A 25,078-nucleotide genomic window follows, 5' to 3' on the forward strand; every position below is an offset into this window, starting at 1 on the left:
TTAGAGAGCTGAAATGGGCAAATGCTGAACGGGATCACGTCCGCTGCCAAGATTGTAAAGCAAAAATTAAGCAAATCGATTTGTGCATCCATATTGAGCTATGACAGACTCCAATTTGATAGAGCAAGCTAAGCTGGGCGATCCGCAAGCCATTGAAACCCTGATGAATCAATCGCTGCAGTCAAGGGGAATGCGGGCGGTGGTGGCACGGCAGGGCGATAGTTTGGAAGTGGTGTTGGAAGCAGAGCGCATTCCCAATCGCCAAGCGTTGACGGCATTTGTCCAGAAAGGCATAGCGAATCTGGATATTCAGTCGATTCGGTCGATTCGGATTTTGGGTCAGCAAATTGGATCTGGGTATCCGGCCTGGATGCAGGAATTGCAGCTAGAACCTTCGCAACCACTCCCCGATGCCGCTTCATTAAACATTCAACCAGAAACCGCTGCTACAAGCACCACGGCTGAGTATCCTACCGAGATGCCCCTGGAAACCAGGCTGGATAGCGGCCCCCCTGCTACCGACCAGATGAACGAGCTGGGGGCGCTCTGGGCCGAACAATCCACCGAAGAAACACCCGATTTTCTCCAGGAACTACTCAGCACCGACGCCGAATCAACGACCGAACTAGCCGAGCCACCCAATGGCGAACCGTCCAACGACGAAGGGTTGATCGATTTCCTCAACGAACTGTCGGGTACACCGGACACTGATTTTTCTAGCCAAGGGGAAACCTATCCGTCAGAAGCAACTCAAGATCTATCGGTATTCGCAGACGAATCCTCTCCTGCCCCCCATGAAGCAGACTTTCAAGCCCTGCTGGCTGAAACACCCCAGAATGATTGGTCTGATCGCTCAAATAGCTCGGAGCTATGGACGGATTCTGCCGATTTTTCTGATCAAGGGAGCGTGACTCCAGCCGGTGAACCCGATGCTGACCTGCTCGACTTTCTAGATGAAGCAGCGCCCGATGCCCAAACCCTTGACTTGAGCAATTCAGCCGATTTTTCAACCCTATTCGACGACAGTGAAACAGCCTCTCGCTCCAGCCTGCCGACAGATGAAATCACCTCGACGTTTCTGAGTCAGTCGTCTGACCCGCTGCCCGCTGCCGATATGCCGCCTTCGCTTGACAATTCACTGCTCAACAGCCAGATTGACGATTTGTTTGCTGCCGAACCAACTGGTGAAGCAGAGCTGTTCACCGAAGAGCTACTGTCTGAACAGCCGCCTGCAGCGGGAGAAGACTTGCTGCAAGCTCTGGTGAGCGGACCAACTGAGTCAGCGACGCCCAGCTTTGATGAACTGACAGAGCGCGATCCCTGGATGGAAGGCACCGAGGATGTGGTTTTGGGTATGCCAGAGCAGCCGCCTGCTGCACCCGCTACCGAGACCGAAGAACTCCTGCCTGACTTTTTGCGGCAGCCATCCCCCGAACTGGAGCTAGTCCTGGAAGAAACACCGCTGACGGCAGAGCCTCCATCGGAGTCGGAACCGACCTTCCAGCCAGAGACCTGGGAGCCGACCAGCGAGAGTACTGGATCTCCACCTGAATGGTCGCAGTCCTCTGAGATCACCGAGCCTCTGGCTGAACCAACCGCTGATTTTGCCATCAGTGAACCGATTGCTGAACCAACCGCTGAACCGATCGACTCGAACGCTACTGCCGATTTCTCTGACCAAGAGCCGACACCCTGGCAACCCTGGCAGCCCTGGCAAAATACCGAATCTGCCGAAGAAGCTGCTGCACCCACTGACATTCCAGCTAGCGATCTAACCGCCGCCGACTTCTCTTTGGATCCGCGCCCTGGTTCCCCCGATTTTTCAGCTCAGACGGCTGCATCGGATGTTCCGCCGCAGGTGGAGCCACCGCAGCCAAGCGATTTCGCCTGGTCCGGCGAGTTTGCCGACTCGGAGGTCGAGGTTGAGGAAATCCCGCCGGACTTTCTGCTGGACTGGCAAGACGAATTTCCCCCGGAGGCTACAGAACCCTCTCTGCCGCCCCAATCTACAGAGGCTGTCAGCACTGGTTCGCTAGATTTCCCAGCCGCACCTGCGGATCCAGAAGCCAGTATGCTTGACCAATCCATCCCTGACCCATCTACCGAATTACCATCGCTGGAATCCGAACTGGCTGCCCTGGACCTGACTACCTCCAGCCCTGAATTTACCGAAGTGAATGCCGAATTTAACCCTGAACTCGGCACAGAACTCGACACAATCAATAGTTCTGCTCTAGAGTCCAATGATTTCGCCGATCTGAGGCTCGATTTGCCCGACTCGCCCGATGCGGAACTTGCCGAACTGTTGAGCGCCACCCCCGAAGGCACCGCCGTTGAGCCACCTGCCGACTGGCTGGCTGAAGCTTCCCAACCCACTGACTTCCCAGAAGAGCTGTTTGCAGAACCGTCTGCAACTGAAGGGAATTCAGAGACCGTAGAACCGATTAACCTGTCCTCAGACCAATCGGTAGTGCCTGTTCCTCTGCCCGACCTGAGCCAAGAAACCCTAGAAGCCGGCTTGGGCGAGTTTCGGGCCGACTTTGACGAACCCCTGCCGCCCGAGTTCTACCAGCCCGACACCGATGGGCAAGAGCCGCTGAATCTGGATGTTGATGAGTCTGAAGCCGACTACATTATCGAAGACAGCACCCCTGCTGAGGAATACACGCCACCTCCTTTACCGCCTCAGCCTCAGTCGGGCCAACCCCAGCCCGCCGCCGAATCCTCGGGACCTCCTTGGCTATTTCCGCTGGTGCTGGGACTTGTTTGCGTCCTGTTTGCCGCCATTGGATTTTTTGTCTTTTGGTCAAGGGTGAGAACGCCATTGAACCCGCCGCCTACCTCTGACCCACCCGAACCGCCCGCCGCCGAGCCGACTGCTCCCGCTGCACCAACCTCTCCAAGCTCAGCCAACCCTGCCTCACCTACTGCCAATAACCCGGCTAACGACCCAGCCAATGCGTTGAAACTGGCCTTTGAGCGGGGTGCTACGGCAGTAACGCTTTCTCAGGCAGCTCAGTCGGTTGATGACTGGCGGTTGGTGGCTAGCAAGTGGCAACAGGCCATCGATCTGCTGCAGTCGGTTCCAGCTTCTAGTTCCAGCTACCCAGCCGCACAGCAGAAGCTAGCTGAATACCGCTCCTATCTAACCGTGGCGCAGCAAAAAGCCAAACAGCCGATTGTGGCTGCCGTCCCCCTCGGATCTGCTAATATCCGAACTCCCGCCGCCGCTCAAGCCGCCATTAGCTGTAGTCCGGTTGCCTCCACGCCAGATTCCCAGCCAATCGAGCTGAGCAAGGTGCAGTTTGATCCAACCGCTGATCAAACCAAGGCCAGCCCCCTTGTTGGCTGCATTACTAACCACACTGAGCAACCGATTGCGGCTGTGGATGTGGCCTACAGCAGCAGTGCAACCGACAATCCAGACAACGAAGCCACTACTGAGGCCAGCGGCAAACTTAACTTCAGCAAACTCGATCCCAAACAAACCGTTCCGTTTAAGAGTGCCTTTACCATTGCCCCCAACATCGGCAAAGTCACAATCGCCTCGATTTCCTGGACCGGCACCGGCACCAATGCAGCCCAGCAACTGCCAGCCTCTGTCAGTGTTGAGCGGCCTGAGAAGCAGGAAGGGGAAGCTTGATGTTAGAGTTTTGAAGTTTGCTTAGCCTGCGGTCGGCGGATGGACCAGAGGTTCGCGCTACGGGTTTGCCAAATCATTCCATTTCCCTTGAATCGGGCTACAGATTACCCCATTCAACAGGTTGCGTTATCCAGCTTTCGTAATTCAAAACTCGGTTCGGCTGACTCACCGGAAGCCAAAACTCAAAACTAAGAATTGGTATCATTGGGTTAACCCAACCCCCTCCCCTTGCAACTCAAAACTCAAAACTTTTTGCTCCACGCTTTTTTGCACAAACGCCCGAACCACATCTAGATATTCGGGACCGGCAATCTCGCCAACATTGTTGTGTCCGGCCTGCGGCACCAGGTAGATCTGTTTCGGGTCGGGAGTGGCGGCATAGAGGGCTTCGCTCATGAAGGCGGGCACTTGGGCGTCGGCTTGGCCGTGGATGTAGAGCACTGGCATTTGCAGTGATGGCACTTTAGCAAGCGAGTCAAATCTTTGCGTCAGCAGCAGATCGGTGGGAAAGATGCTGCGGGGCGTCTGGTAATCGATCATTTGCCGAATCGAGGAAAAAGAGCTTTGCACGATCAGACCCGCCGCATCGGGATGTTGGCTTGCTAGGTTAATTGCAACCGCACCTCCCAGCGAATGACCATAAATCACGATTCGCTGAGGCGGAATCTGCCGGGTTTGCACCAAATACCGCCACGCGGTTTCAGCATCTTGATAAACCTGCTGCTCATTGGGAAAGCCGCCTTCGCTGCGTCCATAGCCGCGATAGTCAAACAAAAAGACCGCCAGATCCAGCTGATGGAACCGATTCGCCTGCTCGACATTGGCCCCAATGTTGATGCCGTTGCCATGTAGATAGAGCACTACTCCCATTGCTTGACCGCGAGCTGGCATCCACCAACCGTGAATTCGCTCTGTGCGGCCCTGCTGTTCGATGGGCAGCCAGACTTCCTCATAGGGCATCTCAAAATCCACAGGCGTCGTTTCAATCACCGTCGAGGGAAAGAAAATCATCCGGGTCTGGCGAAAGTAGAGCAGTAGGCAGGCTGCCAGATACAAAGCTGTGGCTAAACCGAGGAGCAGAGGAAAAAATTTGAAAAGAAGCATAGGAAATCTGGGCAAAAGTCTGAGCCAATTCTACTGCCTGGTTGCCTGCGATTCTGTTCTCATTGTTCTGCTTGCAAGCTCTGTTCAGCCTCTGTTTGCAGGATTTGTGCTGCCGTCAGTCCCAATGCTGGGAAAATGGCCGAAATGATCGGTTCCCTGCCCCGAAAGGGCTGTAATTCGTATTCTGCGTCGATCAGAGTGCAAATGGTGACAGTGGGTTGTTTGGGGTTGCCAATGAAGCGTCGCCCTCCCAGAGCCGCATAGTCAATAATCCAATATTCAGGAATGCCCAAGTCTTCGTAGTCGGCTAGCTTTTTGGCGTAATCGATGCGCCAGTTGGTCGAAACCACTTCTACAATTAGCTTGATCGATTTGCCGAGCGTCAAGACTGAACTACTTTCCCACTGTGGCTCATCGATCAATGCAGGTTCATCCAGAACAATCACATCCGGTTCGTAGCCAGATTCGCCGTCACGCGAACGGACAATGCATTCTCTAGGGATGAAGTAGGGGAGCTGAGCCGCATCGATCGCGTTATTCAGCTTTTTGATCGCAAACCCTGCCACTTTAGAATGTTTGCCTCGCGGTTTGGGCATTTCAATGATTCTCCCTTGATGCAGCTCATAGCGAAATTCAGAGGACTCTGGCAGCCCTGCAATAAATTCATCAAAGCTGACGGGCGGTTCTAAAAAAGGCTCGCTCAGTCGTGCAGTCATTCCCTCACCTCATACGGCTGTTCAGAATTACGAACGAATATACAGCGTTTTTCACTCATGTGAGGTGTGGGGGTGTGGGGGCACTGCCCCTGCACCCCGTTTTTCGTACTTCACTAGCCTGAAAAAGGCTGTAGATTATTCCCCTGTTTCTGGCTTGTTTTCTTGCTCCGCTAATCGTCTTGTTGGATAGCGGCTAATCGCTGCTGTATCAGTTATCTCAATTTTGCGATAGCGATAGTTCTACAGTGGGTTATCTAAGTAGGCTACCTCCATTTCTGCTCGCGGGCCTTCACTCTTTACCGTAACGCGATTTGCCCCAAGCTCGTGCCCTTCGCAATGGTTCATTTCCAGCTGACCTTGAGCGATCGACGCGATCTTGTTTCCTCATGACGATACGCTTTGAACTGCTCGATATCCTGCTCAAATTTTAAACCGTTCTTGAATACTGAAATAGACATTTATCTGGTTAATCCTGCGTACAAAATGAAGTCAAAGCCTTGATGGTTAAGATGATTCTAAGTCTGATATTTTTGGAGTGGTGCACTGAATTTTGAAAAATGTCACAGATGTTTGCAATGGTGAGTAATCAGGTGAATAAACGATTAAACTCTGTGGAGAAATTCGGATTTTATTGATGTGAACACTACCGAGGTTAATCAATTGGAGGTTAATTGTTTTCATAAAATAAAAAGCCCTCTACTAGGAGCCAAGTAGAGGGGGATGACTATTGACAAAGAAACGACTGTAAATACACCCACAGAAACCATTAGCCTTGCTGTCGAATTAACCTCACAATCTCTTCAAGCGTGACCAGGAGACTTCATAGCCTTTTTAACGTACTGGGGTAGATTAATGTCTTCCAGTTTTTCATGGGGAATTGGGCAAACTCGCACAGGAATTCCACCAGATGATTTTGTGATTTCGGAGCTTTGCTGACCTTCAGGTTTCCGTGCCCAGATAATACAGGGAAATACATCAACATCTTCAAAAATAGGAGCATGGCCAAAGATTCGCCATATCCTGACTTAAACCACTTGTTTGTAACGATGTAGGATAGTGTTCCATTGGGTTTGAGAATCTTCAAACCTTTCTCATAAAGATAAACATATAGATCTGCGGCTCTATTGTGTGCAGCATGATGACTTTGTAGATAAGGTTTGATGCTACCTGATAAAAAACCGCGCCTGACATAAGGTGGATTCCCAATCACCACATCAAATCCACCATCAGCAAATGCTTGAGGAAACTCAGCTGCGAAGCTGAACGCATGGGGATCGATTCCTCGATTAGCAATGATAGAATTTCCTGCCAGTGGGCAAATCGTGTTCAAAAATATTTCAATAAATCTAATTTCCTTCACACCTAAGTTCCGGCTTCAGGGGTACTGTTTTTGTGCGATCAGAAGCTGACGTTCTAGAATCCGAGTTGGTGTATTGAACATCAAGAGTTTTGCTGTTACCCGACCGGCTGGTGTCATGCCCTCGCTCCTGCCATTATTTAGTCTGAAGTGCTCTACCCAGGATTGGTTCCGGGGATGGAAGAGTAAAGTGATTTCGCCAGTGGCAGGATCAAATGTAGCTATGTCTGTCCCTTTATGGCGATTGCAAGAGAGGCAGGACAAAGCCAGGTTATCAGCCGTTGTTGGACCACCATGCTTCTGGGCAATGATATGGTCTACCTCATAGGTATAAATAGAAAAATTTTGATGGAGAAAGCAATAATCGCACCGTCCTTGAGCGCGTTCACTCACCAATTGGCGCAAATCAGCAGAAATTTTGGCAGATGTCATTAATTTACCGAAGTGATCGCACGAGCCTTCATCAAGATCATGAGATGCTCAAGTTGCTCGTAGACATTCAGTTCCGCAATTTCAGATTCAGTCAGAGTCCCTTCTCGTTTTATCTAGGAGCAATCGTAGGCGTTCTTGTGCTTCAGGTGAAACCTTGAAAGCGACAATATCTTGGGGAGTTGGGCGAGTCACAAGGAAGTCAAGAACTTCGAGGTAAGCCTGGGGAATTTCTTGTAGGTTAGAAGTGGCGGTTAGCGCAGAGCGAAACTCTGAAGGAAACGCTAAGGATGCAGAGGATGGACTGGTTGAGTCTAGAAGCTGGCTCAACAACTCTGGAAGGTGGTTACGGAGAGGCTCCAGCCGTTGAGCTAATTCGTCTGGGATTTGAATTGTGAGTTCAGCCATTGCAAACCACCTCAAAGCAGTGCTACAAACTATCTTACTTTCCTATCCACCAGTTCAAACCAGTCTGTTGCTGCCGTCTCTGGTTGGGCAGGGTGCGCCAAGATTTAGCAAGTTTTGGGTATTGGTAGCCTCATGGACAGTGGACGAACCAAAGAAGTCAGGGAAATACCTCAAAATGGATTAGGTGTAACTCACCATCAGGGCAAGTGTTCGCCCGGTTTCGACCATAATCCGGCCACTTACCTTCCGGTCATCTCTGAAATCAATGGGCAGTACTGGACTCGAACCAGTGACATCCTGCTTGTAAGGCAGGCGCTCTACCAACTGAGCTAACCGCCCGAAAGCGTGCATCATGCACGTTTAACAATGGTAGCAGATAAATTAGACTTTGCCACCACTGGTTGAAAAAAACAGCACCTCTCAATAGAGAAATTCAACTGGTGTTGGGTGGAATCTCCAACGCTAGTCCCTCAAGCATAAAAATGAGCAGGTGATCCATACTGTCATTCCTGTCATTCAGCAATTCAGCAAAAGCACCTGCGAGCCGAACCTTGGCTCAACTCCAGCAATTGGGTGGCGATCTAGACTATCTCTGATCGAAGGCCATCACAAACCTTGCAGATCTCGGGAAGCGTGTGAAATAATAGGAGATTGTGTTTAATTGTCGCCAACTGAAATTTTTGAGCTATGGCTAAGGGCAACCGGATCATTATCACGCTAGAGTGCACTGAGTGCCGCACCAACCCGGACAAGCGTTCTCCTGGTGTATCGCGCTACACCACCACTAAGAACCGTCGGACCACGACCAATCGGTTAGAGCTGAAGAAGTTCTGCCCGCATTGCAATAAGCACACTGTTCACAAAGAGATTAAGTAGCCCAGTTGGTCTACGGCAATTTAGCCTACGGCAACAGTAGAGCGAACTTGAAGACACTTCCATCAGGAAGGAGCTGAAATTGCGCCTGCCGGTTGTTCAACTGCGACCACTGACTACTTCGTAAAACTTGCTAATGTAGGATTCTAGGATCGAGATTCATGACTTACTTTCGTCGCCGCGTATCTCCAATTAAGCCTGGTGAACCGATTGACTACAAAGACGTCGATTTACTGCGTAAGTTCATTACTGAACGTGGTAAGATTTTGCCTCGCCGGATTACTGGTCTAACGGCCAAGCAGCAGCGGGATCTGACTCAGGCTATCAAGCGTGCCCGAATTCTGGCCCTATTGCCCTTCATCAATCGCGAAGGATAGTGCTATGGGGTAGTGGGATAGGGCAAACTGCATCTTATAGCTCCTGCATAGCTTCCGCAGCTACTGAGTCAGCGAGATACGGAGATTAGCGCTGGATGATTGGCGCTCACTATTACCCCTAGCCCAACTGGCACACTTCCATGGAGAAGGGAACTTTAGTTGAATTTCGATTACAAGGCGACAGTTCAGCGGACAAGTCGCGTCAGCGTCGCCTAGCAGTCGTTGATCGACCAGAAGGTAAGAAGCACTGGGTTGTTCTGGATGAGCGCGGTCAGTCCCATACGCTGCATCCTCGGCAGATCACCTATATGGTCACGGGCCAGACTTACAAGCCAACAGAGATTGCTCAGTTCTGGCAAGAAATTCAGCCCTACCTCGATCCAGCAAGTTTGGAAGTAGCCTGGGAAATCCTGATTGAAGAGGGCGAATCGGTTGACCCAGCAGCAATGGCATTATTGTTATTCTCGGATCAACGGCCTGCGCTTTGCTATGCCGCCTATTATTTGCTGTCAGAGGATAGGCTGTATTTTAAGCAGAAAGGGGAACGGTATGAGCCGCGCCCAGCTGCCCAGGTGGCAGAACTCAAGCACCAGTCCGATTTAGAAGCCCAGAGATTGTTGGAATGGCAGGGCTTTCTGACGCGGGTGCAACAAGCAATTCAAGGAGAACAGGTAGAATGGCAGTGTAGCGATCGCCCTCGTCTGGAAGCGCTGGAGAAATTTGCCGTTTTTGGGGATGAGGCCAATCATCGAGGACCTGCCCTAGAAACTCTCATTGCCCTAGGCCGACCGGAGACCGCTCAAGCCGCTTTTCAGCTTTTGGTGGATCTCCAGCTCTGGAATCCTCATGAAAACGTGTTCTTGCGGCGCAGTCAGATTCCCACTCAGTTTTCTAGTAGGGTTGTAGACATGGCTCAACGCCGCCTGATTTCTCCACCGCCCGATCCCGACTGCGAGCGTCTAGACTTGACCCATCTCAAGGTCTATACCGTCGATGACGAAAGCACTCGCGAAATTGACGATGGCTTGAGTATTGAATTTCTGCCGGATGGCCAGCAGCGACTCTGGATTCACATTGCCGACCCAACTCGTTGGTTGTCGCCCGGCGATGAGTTGGATCTGGAAGCGCGACGGCGCTGCACAACCTTATATTTGCCAACCGGCATGGTGCCGATGTTTCCGCCCGAACTGGCAACCGGACCCATGAGCTTGAATCAGGGCAATGTTTGTACTGCCCTCAGCTTTGGTGTAGTTCTGGATCCGGATGGAGCCGTAGCGGACTATCAAATTCGGGCCAGCTTGGTCAAACCTACCTATCGCCTCACCTACAACGATGTTGATGAAATGCTGGAGTTGGGCATTGCTGCAGAGCCAGAGTTAGAGGCGATTGCCCAATCGGCACAGCGACGCTCAAGGTGGCGTCAATCTCAAGGCGCAATTAGTATCCATATGCCGGAATCCTCGATCAAAGTTGAGGAAGATGAGATTACCATTTCGGTCTTAGATGACTCGTTGGCGCGCACAATGGTAGCCGAAATGATGATCCTGGCTGGAGAAGTAGCCGGGCGCTACGGCGAAGCCCATCAGTTGCCGTTGCCCTTCCGGGGCCAGTCCCAGCCCGAACTGCCTTCTGAAGAAGAACTTTTGAAGCTGCAGCCCGGCCCGGTCCGAGACTGTGCCATTCGTCGCTGTATGCCCCGCAGTGAAGTCAGCATCACTCCAAGCCGCCATGCGAGTTTGGGTCTAGATACCTACACTCAGGTCACGTCGCCAATCCGGCGCTATGCCGATCTGTTAGCCCATTTCCAGCTAAAAGCCCATCTGCGCGGCGAGCCACTGCCTTTTTCGGTAGAAGCCACCCAAGAGCTGATTCAGGCCGTTAGCAACACGACCTACGAAGCAACGCTGGTGGAACGGCAAACTAACCGCTATTGGAGTCTAGAGTATTTACGCCGCCACTCTACTGAAGTTTGGCATGCTTTGATGTTGCGCTGGCTGAGAGAACACGAGAATCTTGGCTTGGTATTGATAGAAGACTTGGGCTTAGAAATGGCGATGCGGTTTAGCCGCCCAGTCGAATTGGGTGAGCGGATTGCAATCAAAGTAGCCTATGTGGATCCGCGCCAGGACATCATTCAGTTCACAGAGCTGACTCGCTCGCTCGAGCAGGCTGCCCTCAACTGAAATATAGACCTCTGGTAGAGAGGATCTCAAGACAAAAATCTATCTAAAGGCATAGGCAACACAAGGGAAACTGTCCTGAATCAGTCTCAGGTTATCGATTAGAGATCTAGGTACGGTCGCAGGCCGGTAGTTAACCGTCTAGGCCCTATCTTCCCTGCTCTGATGATGGCTGAAAAACCATGTTGAAGTCCTTGTCGCACTCAGGCTTTTCCCCGCTTAGCTTTAATCGTGGTGTTTCCAAAGAGATTCGCGGTTTACTCGAAAAAGACAAGCAGCCCAAAGCATTTCGAGTCAGGTTTGCAGCCCGCAGTAATTTGATTGCCCGGTTAGGCAATACCCGATTCAATACCAACGTAAACCTGGAACTGCTTGATAGTACGGGCGAAACGGTGATTGCAGCATCGCGGCGGTTAGCCAATCGTCCGGAATTGATTGAGGTGAAAGGCTTAGCTCCTGGGACCTATTTTCTGCGTCCTGTGTTGGCCAGAGGCAAGTGGAGCCGGTTTCGGCTGCGGGCCAATACCACGCCCATTCCTGATTCTGGCAATACGGCCAGCACTCCTCGCTTTCTGGATCTCACCTCCACTCCAACCCAGGTCGGCGAGTTTATTGGCGCAGAAGACCGCAGCGACTACTATGCCTTCAGTGTGGGTGGATTTGGGTTTCCCACCGGCCAGTTGAGTTTAGCGCTAACCGGCGAAAATAGCGATTTGTTGACTGGCAATGTCACCATCAAGATTCGCGACAGTTCCCTGCGAGTCGTGAGGCAACGAACCAGCAACGGTCGAATCGGCTTCCGGTTTGAGGAACCCCTCGCCGCCGGCAATTACTTTATTCAGGTGGAACCGGCCAACCCCACCAGAGACGAAACCAACTACCAGCTCACCCTATCTACTACGGCAATTCCCGACCGAGCGGGCAACACACCCAATGCGGCCCAAATTGTCAGTCTTGATGCTAGCAATAGCCTATTTCAAGACTTTGTTGGCATTGGCGATCAGCAAGATTATTACAAGTTCACTGTCCCCAAAAGTCGTTTCAACCTAAGACTGACTGGCCCAAACGGCAACTTGCTGAACGGAGAAGTGACGCTACGCCTGCGGGATAACGTCAACACGATTTTAGAGGAACAAAAAACAGCAGGCAGTGGTGCCGGTTTAGCCATCGAGAACAAAACACTTGCGGCAGGCACCTACATTGTTCAGGTTTCTACAACGGCCAGGTTTGTAAACTATAGCCTGGTCATGGCAGCAGATCCCAGCTGAATATGATCGGGGTGGCACCTGTTTAACTGGATTCGTTAATATTTCCCGGCAGTGTCTGCAATTTGGCTAATCAGGTGACGACTTGCACCGTATCATGCCAATTGAGGCGGAGCTGAAACTGGGCATCACCGCCATTGATGGCAATTTCGACCCAGCCGTGACTGCCAATTAGTGCTAGCGGTTGACCGGGCGCGGCCTCAGAGTAGGTACGACAGCCGGGGATCGTTCGCTTTCCGAGGGTAACGGACCAGCGTTTGCCCTGTACGAAGTCACCTGGAATGTTGGTAATGGCGTTGCCAAACCGATCAATGTATTGAATATTGCCGCTGAATCCAGTTGGGGTTGGAGTGCAGGTTGCCAACGGCAGCTTCACTAGCGTGGCAGGGTCGAAGGGCGCTCCTAAATTCAAAAGCGGTACTCCATTGGCGAGGTGAGCCGCAACCGAAGCGAAGATATCGCGTCCATGAAAGGTGTTGCTGGGTTGCAGTACACGCCAATATTCGGTATTGGTCAGTTCAACGGCATGGAGAATAGTTCGTTGAGCCAGTAGACCTGTAAAAATACCGTTATCGGGACCAACCAAAAAGCCATCGGATAGTTCTAAAGCAATTGAGCGACGTGCGCCTCCTACACCTGGATCCACCACCGCAACATGCACGGTTCCAGCCGGGAAATAGGGGTAGGCGTTGAGCAGATTGAACTGAGCCGCAGCAATATTTTGGGGCGGAATTTGGTGAGTTAGATCGACAACTGTTAGAGCAGGGTTAATCTGGGCAATCACGCCCTTGAGTACGCCCACATAGACATCGTTGAGACCAAAATCGGTCAATAAGGTAATCACGGGCGCTTGTCTTTCCAATTCCATCACCGCTTACGATTACTTGTTACGGTACCTGTCACGGCTACTTGATTCTGGCTGATGCTAATGACTGGTAATACTAGTGATTGAGGATCCAGTAATCCAGTGACCCTGATAATTACTGAGGAACGACCTGTGCTCCATGACTGCGCGGATCCTCACCAGCACTAGCTTTAGGAGCAACCGGCGCTTCAACTTGAGAAATGCGGCCTCGTTGCTGAATATAAGGCAAGGGGGCGTCGGTTACGAGGGCGTCTAGGTTGGCGGCCATGATTGGACGGGGTTGCTCTCCAATTGTGGCTGCGATTGACTCACCCGTGCGGTTGAGAAAAACAAAGTGGGGAATGGCTTCCACTCGATAGTGCAGCATTTCGGGCAGCCATTTGTTGTTATCAACATTCAGCATGACGAAATTCACCTGATCGCCGTACTCCTGCTTCAGGTCGCTCATGTCCTTTGCCATCGCCTGACAGGACGTACACCAGTCAGCATAAAACTCAATCAGGCTGGGTTTTTGATTGGTAAGCGCGGTTTCTAATGGAGTGGCAGTCTTTGCCATAGCCGCCAAGGAGCCAGTGTTGCTCCCCGTTTGTACACCCAGAAACACGGCTACGCTCAGCCCCACTGCCACCAGCACAATAATCAAATTGCGTAGGCGTTGCATTGTGGATACAGCAGCTTGGTCGGTTGGCTGAGTAGACTGAGGAGTAGGTGAATTAGCAGTCATAAGGCTGTCAGAAAAACGGCAACAATCGCCACAAGGCTCACATAACTGTACTGATATTAGCTTACAAACAGATTTGGTTTAGGAGGCCGGGGTGTGAAAAAGCGCGTCACTCTAATTTTTCCGAAGCGGGCAGTGCATATGCCTGTAACCTATCGATTGGCGAAGGATTTCAATGTCGCTGCCAACATCTTCCGCGCCCAGATTACCCCCAATCAAGTTGGAATGCTGGTGGTGGAACTGTCGGGAGATATCGATCAGCTCGATGCGGCGATGGAATGGATGCGGTCTCAGGATATTGGCATCTCGCCTGCCAGTCGGGAAATTTTTATCGATGAAGAGGTTTGCGTGCACTGTGGCCTTTGCACAGGGGTTTGTCCCACCGAAGCCCTCAGCCTGGATCCCCAAACTTTTCGCCTCAACTTTACCCGCTCCCGCTGTATTGTGTGTGAGCAGTGCATTCCTACCTGTCCAGTGCAGGCAATTTCGACCAATCTGTAGTCTCCGGTGGAAAGCTCACTTCAGAAGCTCAACTTAATTTACAACTAATGGCAAAATTGTAGGGAACAGTTGCGTAACACTCAAACGTAGCTTATAGTACAAAACCTATTTTCCTGACGGTGGTAGAAACAATCAGGTTATTCCATCCATAGCAATAGATTAGATAGGGAGTGACGGAGTCAATGAAGAAAGTTGAAGCGATTATTCGTCCGTTTAAGCTCGATGAGGTCAAGATTGCCTTAGTCAACGCAGGGATTGTGGGCATGACCGTTTCTGAGGTGCGTGGTTTCGGGCGTCAGAAGGGCCAAACCGAGCGCTATCGTGGCTCAGAATATACGGTGGAATTTCTGCAAAAGCTGAAGGTAGAAATCGTGGTCGAAGATGATCAGCTCGATATGGTCGTTGACAAGATTATTGCGGCAGCTCGGACTGGCGAAATTGGCGATGGCAAAATCTTTGTCTCACCGGTTGATCAAATTATCCGTATCCGGACTGGCGAGAAGAACCAAGAAGCTATCTAAGGAGTTTTGAGTTTTGAGGGTTGAGTTTTGAGTTAGAAATGACTCTAAGAATCCGTTTGAAAAGCCCCCTAAATCCCCCAGAATGGGGGATTTTCTCGGCCATCGCTGTTCAAAGTCTCTGCCAACGAGGGATTATGGCCCTGTGGGCATCCTAGAACCTGCGGGCATCCCAGAACCTGCGGGCATCCCAGAAGAGGAGGCGGATCCAGACGAGAAAATCCTGTTCAAACAGCTTCTAAAGAGTTTTGAGTGACTAGTCCTGAGTTAGGCAGGATTCTAGGTTCCTTCTAAACTTGCAACTTGAATGCAGCTTAGCTCAACACCTCAGCTCAAAACTCAAAACTGAGAACTCAAAACTCAAAACTGAGAACTCAAAACTTCTTTAAGTTTTGGCAGCAAGGCTTGAAAAGCGCGCCCTCGATGGCTAATGGTGTGTTTCAGGGCAGATGGCATTTCGGCAAACGTCAAGCCTTGTTCTGGAACATAGAACACTGGATCGTAGCCAAATCCACCACTGCCTCTCGCTTCTCGCAAAATTTCTCCTGGACAGATTCCTTCGGTCTGCAAGGCAATAGAACCATCGGGACGAGCGATAGCAATGGCGCAAGTAAACCAGGCCGAGCGGTTTTCTACATCCTGTAATTCCGATAACAGCCGCTGAATTCGAGCTTGATCGGTTGCGGCATAGCGGGCCGAGTAGAGTCCGGGTGCACCATTCAATGCCTCAACCGATAGTCCCGAATCATCGGCGATTGCCCATTTGCCCAGGGCATGAGCCACCTGAGTTGCCTTGAGGCAGGCGTTTTCTAGAAAGGTAGTGCCGGTTTCTTCGATTTCCAATCCTTCAGGTTTCAGAATTAGCTTCCACTCTGCTAGTTCGGGATCGGTGAGGTAGGCTTGCATTTCCTTCAGCTTGCCAGGGTTGCTAGTGGCGACTACGAGCTGGGGCATAGGTAAGGTAGATGGGGAATGCGTTTAGATCGAGTTAGCCCAGTCTTTGGCCCAGTTGAGATTGCGATGGGCTTCGTCTAGAGTCAGGGCTTCGGAGTAGAGACGCAGAACCGGTTCGGTGCCGCTAAAGCGAATCAGTAACCAGCTTTGATCGGCCAACTGGAATTTATAGCCGTCAATTGATAAACAATCTAGAACCGCTTGACCAGCAATCTCGGTTGGCGGCTGGGTTTGCAATTGGTTCAGCAATCGGGTGCGCACCTCCATACTGGCAAGCGGCAGGTCAATCCGGTCGTAGGTGGAGGTGTAGTTCGTTTTTTGCTGAAGTTCTCTGTAGAGGTCGCTCAAGTCTTTACCGGACTGCACCACTGCTTCCAGGACATATAGGGCCGAAAGCAAAGCATCTCGTTCCGGAATATGATGGCCGTAGCCAATCCCGCCTGATTCTTCGCCGCCTAACAGCACCTGAGCTTCTAGCATCCGGTCAGCAATGTATTTGTAGCCGATGGGCGTTTGGTATACGGGCAAATGGTATAATTCAGCGACTTTTGGAATCAGGTTGGAGCCGCTGATAGTTTTGATCACCTCACCGCTGTAGCCACGATGTACTGCCAAGTGTTCGATCAGGATCGGGATAAGAATTTGGGAGCTGAGGAAATTTCCTTGCCCATCGACTGCTGCTACCCGGTCGCTATCGCCATCAAATACTAGCCCAACCACCAGATCAGACGCCGATTGCTGTCGGTAGGTTTTAATTGTGTCGAACATGCTTCCCAGATAGCGGGGCAGGGGTTCAGGCGCACCGCCTTCGAATAGCGGATCGCGGTTACTGTTTAGCTCGCGAATCCCATCTCCCAACAGTCGAGCTAGCCCAGTGGCCGCTGCTCCATGCATCACGTCTGCAAAGACTGTCAGCTGGCCGCTGGCAATCGCGGCTTGAATCGCTGCAATATCGACTTTGGTGCGTAAGCCATTGCAGTAGCTCTGCCAGGGATCAAAGGTTTGGATCGCGGTTGCCTTGCCCTCTAGTCTGCTCTCTACAGTTTGATCTGACTGCAACATCGCCTCGATTTTTTGCGTTACTTCGGGAGGAACCGATCCACCAAATCCACCCTTCACCTTGAGGCCAGAGTACATGCCAGGATTGTGGCTAGCAGTAATTACCAGTGCGCCTAGGGCGTTTTGCTGTTTGGCAGCCCAACTAAAGGCCGGAGTGGGTGCGTAGGTTTCCGACAAGAACACCTCAAACCCGGCAGCACTGACCGCATCGGCGGCAGCTTTCGCGAATTCCTCCGACAGGAAGCGCCGGTCGTAGCCCACGATGATGGTACGGCTGTTGATAGTATCGCCATAGGTCTGCGCTAAGGCCAATGCGGCCAAGGGGGCGACCCGCACCACCCGCTCGAAGGTAAAATCAGCGGCAATGACACCGCGCCAACCGTCGGTACCAAAGGCAATCGGTTTTGCGGCCAGAGACGCAGGAGAAATAGGGGCAGCCATAAGTTCAGTAAGTTTAGAGATCCTAGTTAAAAATCGTAACGCTGGTTTGAGTGTACCCGGCAACCAGCCGACCATCAATTTTTACGGTTGCAATCAACTACATCAGGGAGAGGTAAATATAAGTTTTGAGGTTAGCCTTGTGTTTCGAGGGCATAAACTCGGTCGCGACCTTGCCGTTTGGCTTCGTAGAGGGCTTTGTCGGCACGTTGCAGAACGTCCCAGGCTGAGTGGTCGCAACTGGGATCTTGTTGGGCAATCCCAAAACTGGCAGAAACTTCTAGCGCACCGGCTTTTGTAACAAAGGGCGCAGATCGCATAGCTCGTCGCAGCCGCTCAGAAACTTCGACTGCCTGATCGAGTGGCGTATCGGTGAGGATGATCACAAATTCTTCCCCACCATAGCGGTAGGCCGGTGTGCCACGTCGGAGTTGGCCTTGCAGCCGCTGAGCCACTTCTTGCAGTACCTCATCTCCAGTCAAGTGGCCATGGGCATCGTTGACATGCTTGAAGTAGTCAATATCGCAAACGATGATGCAAAAGGGAGGATGCATCGACCAAATGGCAGCCATACTGAGCTGTTCTAGCTCGCGCTCTAGGGAACGACGATTCATTAACTGGGTCAGTTCATCCCGCAGAATCGCGCGCTGCAGCGAGTTATTCTGCATTCTCAGCGCTTCTTGCCTGCGCCACAGCCGTTGGTAATGCTGTGCATTGGTAAGGGCAATGGCTGCCTGATCGGCCACCTGTCGAATGGTTTGTAGCTCGTCGATCAAGTAAGTCCGCTGGTGCTGGTACGCGAGCAGCGCTACGCCACCGAAAAATTGCTCCTGAATAAATAGCGGCACTACCAGCACTGACTGAGCGCCAATGTCGTGTAGCCAAATTTGTAGGGGATCTGCCGCTGGCTCATTTAGGCCCATCTGCAGATAGCTGGCTCCGCCTTGCATAAACATCTCGATTACGTTTTGCCAGTAAGCTTGGCGGATTTGGCGCTGGTCTAGGGGAGGCAATTCCTGTCCTGGATGATCCCATACGGCCAGGGTATTAACCGGATCATGCCGCAGATCGACCAAAATTGAGCGATCGCAGTGCAGCCCCAGCCCCAGTTCTGCGACAATTCGTCCGACAATTTCATCTGGGTTGAGGGTTGAGTTGAGCAAATGCGAGATGCGCCCCACCAAGGCCGCCTGCTGACGGGATTGTTCTAGCCGTTGTCGCCAGTAGAGGGCACTGTAGGCCAACCCCAACTGGCTGCAAATGATTTCCAAGGATTCCAGTTCTGTTAAGCTCCAGCCCTGAATCGGTACGGTGCAGTTGGTGGCGGTGGTCATCGATGCCGTTGAGCCAGCAATTGAGCTTGTCTCTATGGGTGCATCTGTTGAATGGGGTAGGGGAGCGGTTGAGCGAAACAATTGCACGACAAACTGAAGCGAATTGGCTGTGGTGCACCCAGCCGCATCTGACTCAAACAAGCTGCCCCGATTCGTGATCGGGATAATCAGCTCTCCGGTCTCGAGTTGCAAAAGCTGGGGCAAATTCTGCTGATCGAGTAGCCAGTGGGGTAGGGATCGGGGACGAAATTGGCGCACAGCCGTATCGTGGGGTTCAGTTCCTCCCCAGTGGGGTAGGGGTGGTGGCGGGTAAGCAAACCCCAGGCTGGCAGCATAGCGATTGGCTGTAGCTGGCGTTGTAAACACTCGTAGCGCATCGGCAACGCCCAACTCCAACCCCGACCACAGCAGGCATTCTGCTTGATAAAGCGCAATTATTTTTTCGACCGCTTGCTGGAGCAGTGAGTCTAGCGAGTCTAGATTGAGAACAGCCGTCTTAATCTGGGGGTAGAAATGTTTCCAGCTTGGCTTCATGCGATGTCCTCTGGAATGGTAGCTTGGGCGCGACTTCAGCACTGCTGAACCGAACTGGTGAACGAACAAGTCCGATAAGGTAGCCGTTCAATGAGATCCCAATTCAACGTAACAATTCCAGAATGCCCGCCTCAGTGTCAAAGCTATACCAGGTGCCCGTTAGCCCCAGTATAGGGATTTGCTTTCTCTGTTTCTATGCTCATCTACTCCAGTTTCTACCCCTTTCTACCAGCGAGACTTCAAGTTAATGGTTCACTCATCGTCGCTGTCTCCTCGCTCGACCCATTCGGGAATGTAAATCCAGGCTTTATTCAATTCGCTGTCAATTTGCTTATAGTCCGCTTCTTTCTCGGCGACCAGTGCCCAAAATTTGCGCGAGTGGTTGAGGTGCACCGTATGGCACAGCTCATGGATGAACACATAGCGAACCAAGTGGGGCGGCAGAAACAGCAGCTTGTAGTTGAGGCTGATGTTGGCCTTAATCGAACAGCTTGCCCACAAGGTTTTTTGCCCCCGCACGGCTGCTCGATTGAACGGAAGCACCACGTCTTGGCTAGTTTGCCGCAGCCACGGAATGAGATGCACTTCTGCTTTGCGCTTTAGCCATTGCTTCAGGGCACGATGGCACAACTGTGGCTGATCGACAGCTCCCCGTAGCACTAAAGCATGGGGTACCGATTTGGTGACAATCACATGGGGACTAGCGGTTGGTTCGTAATGGATCCGCCATTGCTCTGCTAGGGCGCGTAAGCCCAAGCTATCCGGTAGGATCTGTCCCAGTGGTGGTTCAAGTAGACCGGATGAAACGGACTGCCGTTCTGCGACAATCCGCTGAATTGTTTTTGCAATCCAGTCCTGCCGTTTGCGAATAATGTCGGGAAGTTGACGTTGGTCAAAGCCGACGGGAACGACAACTTCCACCTCACCAAGATGGGAGATCTTGATGCTGACATGTTTGGCTCGCGCACTCTCGCGCACGCGGTAGGACTTGGGTTTGGAGGTTTTTGCCGTTGCCATCTCCGTTACTGAATCAATCGGGTTTCGTTTCTGTGCCTCTGGAGAAAATCTAGCAGAATTTGGCGATGGGGTTTTGCCAAAGGGCGGTGTTGCTGAATGCGAACTGAGAAACGATAACCTTGGTGAACTTCTTCTATGGTAGACAACCCTAGGTCTTGTCCTTCGCTCAGCAGCAATTCTTCCGGATTGACGGTGAGAGGTGCATAAAACACATGGCGAATAATTTGGGCATCGGTCTGGTAGGAGCAAAAGTGCTGAATTTGGGGTGGGGTATAGCCAATTTCTTCCTGTAGCTCCCGCTGGACTGCAGCAATGGGTGGCTCTCCTGTCTCCACATGACCGCCAAAAAAGGCCCACTGTCCGGGATAGCGGATATCGGGGTAGTCATCTCGCAGTTGCAGCAGGAACTGATTGTTTCGGTAGAGAATGGCGACAGCGGCGGCTGGTCGAGAGGTGTCGTAGCTAGAAATTTTGGCCTCAATTGGTTCGGGTGATTGGGAATTCATTAAGCAAGGGGTTCCATCTGCTGAGCTGGTTAATCGGGCGGCAACTGCTGCTGTTCTTCAATGTAAACTTCTCCTAAGTTTTGGCCAGCAATCTCAATCACCTCGTAGCGCACTTGGCCCTTGATCCGAATCTGATCGCCGAGTTTGAGGTTGTTCGTAGGGCTGAGCACCCAGACTTTACCCGTACTGTCTTTGAGTTCATAAAGCTGTCCTTTGACCAAAGGGGCTTGATCACTCACCGTTCCCTGAAGATAGACCGTGGAGTTGAACCAGTTGCGATGGGGGTTAGCCTGTACACTCTGGATGATGGAAACATGGCGACAGCCGCTCAGGCTGCTGCATAGAACGAAGGCAGACAAAAAAATTAACAAACTGGGACGGCGAGATAGACGGCTTGTAGAGCTAGTAATGGAGCCACTAGTAGAGCTACTAGTTGTAAAGCCCCTTGTAAAGCGGATGAGGGAACCACTCATAAAGGCACGAAAAAAGGCACGAAAAAATTCCTGTTACCGTTCTCTAGCTTGACCGATTCTCTACGCTGGAAAAACTTCAGCGGAACCAAAGTCTGAGAGACTAAAATTAGACGGGCGATTTTTAATCGCTGTAAGGTTTTGATCGCTCAATCAAGATTGATGGAGTTGGGATGGTTGCAGGTGAAACACTCACGGGCTAAATTTATTGTTTCTCAATCCATTTGTTCTCACTCCTATAGCGTGTGCTCATGACAGGTTTATTGGATGGCAAGGCTCTCGCTGCCAAGATGCAGGCAGAATTAGCAGAACAGGTACAGCACCTACAGCAACAGGTAGGCCGTCCGCCTGGGTTGGCAGTGTTAATGGTAGGCGATAACCCGGCCAGTGCGGCTTATGTGCGCAACAAAGAGCAGGCGTGCGAACGGGTCGGAATTGCCTCCTTTGGCAAACATTTTCCGACGCAAACAACTCAGGCTGAGCTAGAGCAGACGATCCAGGCGCTGAATCAAGATGAGCGAGTTGATGGCATTCTGGTGCAGTTGCCTCTGCCTGACCATCTCGACTCGGTAGGGCTGCTGAATCAGATCGATCCGAACAAAGATGCCGATGGCCTCCATCCCACCAATCTAGGCCGGTTGGTGCGGGGTGAACCAGGACTGCGGAGCTGTACACCGGCTGGCGTGATGCGCCTGCTGCAGGAATATCGCATAGATCTCAAGGGCAAAAAAGCTGTTGTGATTGGGCGCAGTATCTTGGTGGGCAAACCGCTGGCCCTGATGCTGCTGGCCGAAGATGCCACGGTTACCATCGCCCACTCTCGCAGTCAGGATTTGACCGCCATAGCCAGGGATGCCGACATTTTGGTGGCGGCAGTGGGACGTACCAATCTGATTACGGCAGAGATGGTAAAACCAGATGCCGTAGTTGTAGATGTGGGGATCAATCGAGTTGTTAATCCCGAAACTGGCAAGGGGCGGTTAGTTGGCGATGTAGAATTTGAAAGCGTCCGTGATGTGGCAGCCTGGATCACACCAGTTCCCGGTGGAATTGGACCGATGACTGTGACCATGCTATTGGACAATACAGTATGGAGTTACCGCCAACGGTGTGTGGCTGGGCGGGAGAAGTGAGATCCTATGACAAGCTCAATCGAACGAGGAACTGTGGTAGCAAACGCGCAAGCATCTGATCTAACAGCATTCGACCTGAAAGCCTACCTGCAAGAACGTCAGGCCATTGTTGAATCGGCTCTGGACCAGTCGATCAATGTGGTCTACCCGGAAAAAATTTACGAGGCAATGCGCTATTCGTTGATGGCAGGCGGCAAGCGGCTCCGGCCTATTCTCTGCTTGGCGGCCAGCGAGCTAGTGGGCGGAACTATCGAAATCGCGCTTCCAACCGCCTGCGCCCTAGAAATGATCCACACGATGTCGCTGATCCACGATGATTTGCCATCGATGGATAACGATGACTACCGTCGCGGCAAACTCACCAACCATAAAGTTTATGGTGAAGATGTGGCGATTTTGGCAGGCGATGGCTTGCTCGCCTATGCGTTTGAATTTATTGCCAGCCAAACCCAAAACGTGCCACCCGAACGAGTGCTGCAAGTAATTGCCAAATTGGGCCGAGCGGTGGGAGCTGCCGGTCTGGTGGGCGGGCAAATTGTGGATCTGGAATGCGAAGGTCAATCCAACGTCTCGCTAGACACGCTCAATTTTATCCATCGCCACAAAACCGGCGCATTGCTGGAAGCTTCGGTACTCTGTGGGGCAATGTTGGCTGGGGCCACTGAGGCAGAACTGCAGCGGTTGGCTCGTTATGCGCAAAATATTGGCTTGGCGTTTCAAATCATTGACGATGTTTTAGATATCACGGCAACCCAGGCTGAGTTAGGCAAAACTGCCGGCAAGGATCTGCAAGCACAAAAAGTTACCTATCCCAGTCTTTGGGGTATTGAAGAATCCCGCCGTCAGGCAGCTCAGCTGATTGCCGAAGCCAAGGCTGAACTGTCCTGCTTTGGAGAGCTAGCCTATCCGTTGATGGCGCTGGCCGAATACATCACAGCGCGTAAGCACTAACCCAAGCTGCCCTTGTAGGTTGTGGCAACCTGCAATTTGATTACCGGATTATCGAGTCAAGAGTCGAGTGACCAGTTCGTCGAACCACCATCCGTTTGCCATCTAGCTACAACAGCCCGCAGTCTATCTAACCCCAAACTATGCAGGACATAAGCACCATTTTTGATAACCACATTTTGACGATTGCTCTGATTGCTTGTTTGCTTGCCCAAGTCCTGAAACTCTTGATTGAACTCGTGCGGCATGGCAAGGTCACCTTTCGGACGCTGGTAGAAACGGGCGGCATGCCAAGCGCTCATTCGGCTTTGGTCACAGCCTTGGCGACCGGAGTCGGACAAACGATGGGATGGGCCAGCGCGGAGTTTGCCATTGCCTTTGTGTTTGCGATTATCGTCATGTACGATGCGGCTGGCGTGCGGCAGGCAGCTGGTAAGCAAGCTCGAATTCTGAACCAAATTGTCGATGAATTTTTCCGCGAAAACTCGACCTTTAATGAGGATCGCTTGAAAGAGCTACTAGGCCATACTCCAGTTCAGGTATTCGCCGGCTCAGCCCTAGGAGTCTTAGTTTCCTGGATCGCCGCTCCCGCCTACTAATACTAATAAACTCCTGCCCCCTGCCTGACATCTGGGATCCAATGGAACCTACTTCACTGCCGGTGTTAACAAAACAGCCCGCCGGCTATCGACAATTGCGGCCGTTAAACCGCGTTCGCTGAGAGTACGCAACAGTGTAGAGGCGGCAGCAGCATCGGTTGTGTGGCTGGCTAGCAGGTAGGGCTGCTGCTCAAAAGCGACCAAGCCGACATCACGTGCCGTCACCTGCCGGACCGTAGCAGCAATTTCCGGCTTGTTGAAGTAGTTGACCACAACAGCAAAACCAGTGCCCAATGGCTGTGGATTGTATGCAGCGGCGGCTGGAGCGGCAGCGGCAGGAGAAACGGGTGAGCTGGTGCCGCCGGCATTAGGAGTGGGGGGAGTGGCCGCCATGGAGCCAGCAGCAGGACGAGCGACATAAGCTTGTAGTTGTGCCATATCGGCCAAGTATTGTGCCCAAGCCGTAGCGATGTCAGCACTGGCAAACCCTTCCACCCGCACCACCGGACTGTTGAAATAGTTGCAGGGAGTCAACACCGCGTTGGAGGGCAGTAGATTTCGCAATTGAGCCTGAGTGTCGGGTTGGGGATTGGGCACCAGCAGCAAAAATTCGTTCGGTTGGGGCGGCTGACAGTCTGGCAAAGCTTGAGCCACAGCCCGATGAGGCCAAGACAGGCTCACCAATCCCAGCAGCAGTGACCCTAGTCCGATACCATACCAGCCTTTGAACTCTTGCATAGCGCCATGCCTCAACCACAACAATCAACTGATCAACCGTAGCCCTCAAGCTGACGGCACCAGCGAAGCCAACGGATCAGGAATCGTCTCTGAAGGAGCTTGAAACTCACCGGTGATCACATACTCTAGACGAAGTTTTAACCAAGTGATAAACGAGTGATTGGTAGACACAATCGCCACTGCTGGCTGAGGACACTGCGCTTTCACGGCTGCCATTTCAGGTGCTTCTAAAAAAGCGGGTTGGTGAATCAACCAAAAATCCAGCTCTTTTTCCTGCTCTTGATAGTGCCGCACGCGCTCTCGCAGTACTTCCTCGGTGGGTTCTTCTTCTAGAATGTAGCGCTGACTCGCCAAAACATAGTAATAGGTTTGCATGGTAACTCAGATTTGA

25 protein-coding genes and 1 tRNA gene are annotated in these 25,078 nt (G+C 51.9%); 10 read left to right on the top strand and 16 right to left on the bottom strand.

The window, feature by feature from the left end; translation table 11 throughout:
• Positions 1 to 100 precede the first annotated feature (100 nt).
• Positions 101 to 3,643, top strand: a complete 3,543-nt coding sequence (locus tag HJG54_RS14515; protein WP_316429485.1) for a hypothetical protein — start codon at positions 101 to 103, stop codon at positions 3,641 to 3,643.
• A gap of 201 nt (positions 3,644 to 3,844) precedes the next feature.
• On the opposite strand, the gene HJG54_RS14520 is transcribed toward HJG54_RS14515, so the two are convergent.
• From HJG54_RS14520 to HJG54_RS14545, 6 genes are all read right to left on the bottom strand, one after another.
• Entirely contained in the window at positions 3,845 to 4,747 is a 903-nt protein-coding gene (locus tag HJG54_RS14520; RefSeq protein WP_316429487.1) for an alpha/beta hydrolase, read from the bottom strand.
• A 59-nt stretch (positions 4,748 to 4,806) separates the two neighbouring features.
• Positions 4,807 to 5,463: a Uma2 family endonuclease gene (locus HJG54_RS14525; RefSeq protein WP_316429488.1), complete on the bottom strand. Its 657-nt coding sequence runs from the start codon at positions 5,461 to 5,463 to the stop codon at positions 4,807 to 4,809.
• An 820-nt stretch (positions 5,464 to 6,283) separates the two neighbouring features.
• Positions 6,284 to 6,823, bottom strand: a complete 540-nt coding sequence (locus HJG54_RS14530) for an Eco57I restriction-modification methylase domain-containing protein (RefSeq protein ID WP_316429489.1) — start codon at positions 6,821 to 6,823, stop codon at positions 6,284 to 6,286.
• 15 nt (positions 6,824 to 6,838) lie between these two features.
• Positions 6,839 to 7,252 carry an HNH endonuclease gene (locus tag HJG54_RS14535; RefSeq protein WP_316429491.1) on the bottom strand — a complete coding sequence of 138 codons (414 nt, stop codon included), beginning with the start codon at positions 7,250 to 7,252 and terminating at the stop codon, positions 6,839 to 6,841.
• A gap of 87 nt (positions 7,253 to 7,339) precedes the next feature.
• Complete coding sequence (locus tag HJG54_RS14540; RefSeq protein ID WP_316429493.1) at positions 7,340 to 7,657, bottom strand: hypothetical protein; 318 nt, start codon at positions 7,655 to 7,657, stop codon at positions 7,340 to 7,342.
• A 266-nt stretch (positions 7,658 to 7,923) separates the two neighbouring features.
• Positions 7,924 to 7,996, bottom strand: a tRNA-Val gene (locus HJG54_RS14545).
• 348 nt (positions 7,997 to 8,344) lie between these two features.
• Between HJG54_RS14545 and rpmG the strand changes: the two genes are divergently transcribed.
• The 4 genes from rpmG to HJG54_RS14565 all read left to right on the top strand — a co-directional run bounded on the left by rpmG (position 8,345) and on the right by HJG54_RS14565 (position 12,355).
• Positions 8,345 to 8,533 carry a 50S ribosomal protein L33 gene (rpmG, locus tag HJG54_RS14550; protein ID WP_072009781.1) on the top strand — a complete coding sequence of 63 codons (189 nt, stop codon included), beginning with the start codon at positions 8,345 to 8,347 and terminating at the stop codon, positions 8,531 to 8,533.
• A 158-nt stretch (positions 8,534 to 8,691) separates the two neighbouring features.
• The gene (gene rpsR, locus HJG54_RS14555; RefSeq protein ID WP_036006058.1) at positions 8,692 to 8,907 is read left to right on the top strand and encodes a 30S ribosomal protein S18; all 216 of its coding nucleotides are present in this window, start codon (positions 8,692 to 8,694) and stop codon (positions 8,905 to 8,907) included.
• A 140-nt stretch (positions 8,908 to 9,047) separates the two neighbouring features.
• On the top strand, positions 9,048 to 11,090 hold the full coding sequence (locus HJG54_RS14560; protein WP_316429495.1) for a ribonuclease catalytic domain-containing protein: 2,043 nt from the start codon (positions 9,048 to 9,050) through the stop codon (positions 11,088 to 11,090).
• Positions 11,091 to 11,269: 179 nt separating this feature from the next.
• The gene (locus tag HJG54_RS14565; protein WP_316429496.1) at positions 11,270 to 12,355 is read left to right on the top strand and encodes a PPC domain-containing protein; all 1,086 of its coding nucleotides are present in this window, start codon (positions 11,270 to 11,272) and stop codon (positions 12,353 to 12,355) included.
• A gap of 70 nt (positions 12,356 to 12,425) precedes the next feature.
• On the opposite strand, the gene HJG54_RS14570 is transcribed toward HJG54_RS14565, so the two are convergent.
• Together HJG54_RS14570 and HJG54_RS14575 are read right to left on the bottom strand one after the other, a co-directional pair.
• Positions 12,426 to 13,220 carry an SAM hydrolase/SAM-dependent halogenase family protein gene (locus tag HJG54_RS14570; protein ID WP_316429497.1) on the bottom strand — a complete coding sequence of 265 codons (795 nt, stop codon included), beginning with the start codon at positions 13,218 to 13,220 and terminating at the stop codon, positions 12,426 to 12,428.
• Positions 13,221 to 13,332: 112 nt separating this feature from the next.
• Positions 13,333 to 13,941, bottom strand: a complete 609-nt coding sequence (locus tag HJG54_RS14575) for a thioredoxin family protein (RefSeq protein WP_316429498.1) — start codon at positions 13,939 to 13,941, stop codon at positions 13,333 to 13,335.
• A gap of 93 nt (positions 13,942 to 14,034) precedes the next feature.
• On the opposite strand from HJG54_RS14575, the gene HJG54_RS14580 reads away from it, so the two are divergent.
• The gene (locus HJG54_RS14580) at positions 14,035 to 14,439 is read left to right on the top strand and encodes an NIL domain-containing protein (RefSeq protein WP_036006064.1); all 405 of its coding nucleotides are present in this window, start codon (positions 14,035 to 14,037) and stop codon (positions 14,437 to 14,439) included.
• A 182-nt stretch (positions 14,440 to 14,621) separates the two neighbouring features.
• Positions 14,622 to 14,960, top strand: coding sequence for a P-II family nitrogen regulator (locus HJG54_RS14585; protein ID WP_036006065.1), 339 nt, complete (start codon positions 14,622 to 14,624; stop codon positions 14,958 to 14,960).
• A gap of 357 nt (positions 14,961 to 15,317) precedes the next feature.
• Here HJG54_RS14585 and rdgB read toward each other — a convergent pair whose 3' ends face one another.
• From rdgB to HJG54_RS14615, 6 genes are all read right to left on the bottom strand, one after another.
• The gene (gene rdgB, locus HJG54_RS14590; protein WP_316429501.1) at positions 15,318 to 15,911 is read right to left on the bottom strand and encodes an RdgB/HAM1 family non-canonical purine NTP pyrophosphatase; all 594 of its coding nucleotides are present in this window, start codon (positions 15,909 to 15,911) and stop codon (positions 15,318 to 15,320) included.
• A gap of 24 nt (positions 15,912 to 15,935) precedes the next feature.
• Entirely contained in the window at positions 15,936 to 17,411 is a 1,476-nt protein-coding gene (locus HJG54_RS14595; RefSeq protein WP_316429503.1) for a phosphoglucomutase/phosphomannomutase family protein, read from the bottom strand.
• Between the two features lie 131 nt (positions 17,412 to 17,542).
• Positions 17,543 to 19,276 (bottom strand): sensor domain-containing diguanylate cyclase, encoded by a 1,734-nt coding sequence (locus HJG54_RS14600; RefSeq protein ID WP_316429505.1) that lies wholly within the window; start codon positions 19,274 to 19,276, stop codon positions 17,543 to 17,545.
• 252 nt (positions 19,277 to 19,528) lie between these two features.
• Complete coding sequence (locus HJG54_RS14605) at positions 19,529 to 20,293, bottom strand: M48 family metallopeptidase (RefSeq protein WP_036006069.1); 765 nt, start codon at positions 20,291 to 20,293, stop codon at positions 19,529 to 19,531.
• A gap of 5 nt (positions 20,294 to 20,298) precedes the next feature.
• Positions 20,299 to 20,799, bottom strand: a complete 501-nt coding sequence (locus HJG54_RS14610) for an NUDIX hydrolase (protein WP_316429508.1) — start codon at positions 20,797 to 20,799, stop codon at positions 20,299 to 20,301.
• Positions 20,800 to 20,828: 29 nt separating this feature from the next.
• On the bottom strand, positions 20,829 to 21,272 hold the full coding sequence (locus HJG54_RS14615; protein ID WP_316429509.1) for a hypothetical protein: 444 nt from the start codon (positions 21,270 to 21,272) through the stop codon (positions 20,829 to 20,831).
• 248 nt (positions 21,273 to 21,520) lie between these two features.
• Here HJG54_RS14615 and folD point away from each other — a divergent pair, with 248 nt between their 5' ends.
• From folD to HJG54_RS14630, 3 genes are all read left to right on the top strand, one after another.
• On the top strand, positions 21,521 to 22,402 hold the full coding sequence (gene folD, locus HJG54_RS14620) for a bifunctional methylenetetrahydrofolate dehydrogenase/methenyltetrahydrofolate cyclohydrolase FolD (protein WP_036006071.1): 882 nt from the start codon (positions 21,521 to 21,523) through the stop codon (positions 22,400 to 22,402).
• 6 nt (positions 22,403 to 22,408) lie between these two features.
• Positions 22,409 to 23,353, top strand: coding sequence for a geranylgeranyl diphosphate synthase CrtE (gene crtE, locus HJG54_RS14625; RefSeq protein WP_316429511.1), 945 nt, complete (start codon positions 22,409 to 22,411; stop codon positions 23,351 to 23,353).
• A gap of 140 nt (positions 23,354 to 23,493) precedes the next feature.
• A complete protein-coding gene (locus HJG54_RS14630) occupies positions 23,494 to 23,949 on the top strand; it encodes a divergent PAP2 family protein (protein WP_036006073.1) in 456 nt (151 codons plus the stop codon).
• Between the two features lie 48 nt (positions 23,950 to 23,997).
• On the opposite strand, the gene HJG54_RS14635 is transcribed toward HJG54_RS14630, so the two are convergent.
• Together HJG54_RS14635 and HJG54_RS14640 are read right to left on the bottom strand one after the other, a co-directional pair.
• On the bottom strand, positions 23,998 to 24,687 hold the full coding sequence (locus HJG54_RS14635; protein ID WP_316429513.1) for a hypothetical protein: 690 nt from the start codon (positions 24,685 to 24,687) through the stop codon (positions 23,998 to 24,000).
• Positions 24,688 to 24,732: 45 nt separating this feature from the next.
• A complete protein-coding gene (locus HJG54_RS14640) occupies positions 24,733 to 25,062 on the bottom strand; it encodes an MgPME-cyclase complex family protein (protein WP_036006077.1) in 330 nt (109 codons plus the stop codon).
• Positions 25,063 to 25,078: the final 16 nt, after the last annotated feature.

Source organism: Leptolyngbya sp. NK1-12 (assembly GCF_032598965.1).
Classification (GTDB): Bacteria; Cyanobacteriota; Cyanobacteriia; order Elainellales; family Elainellaceae; genus Elainella.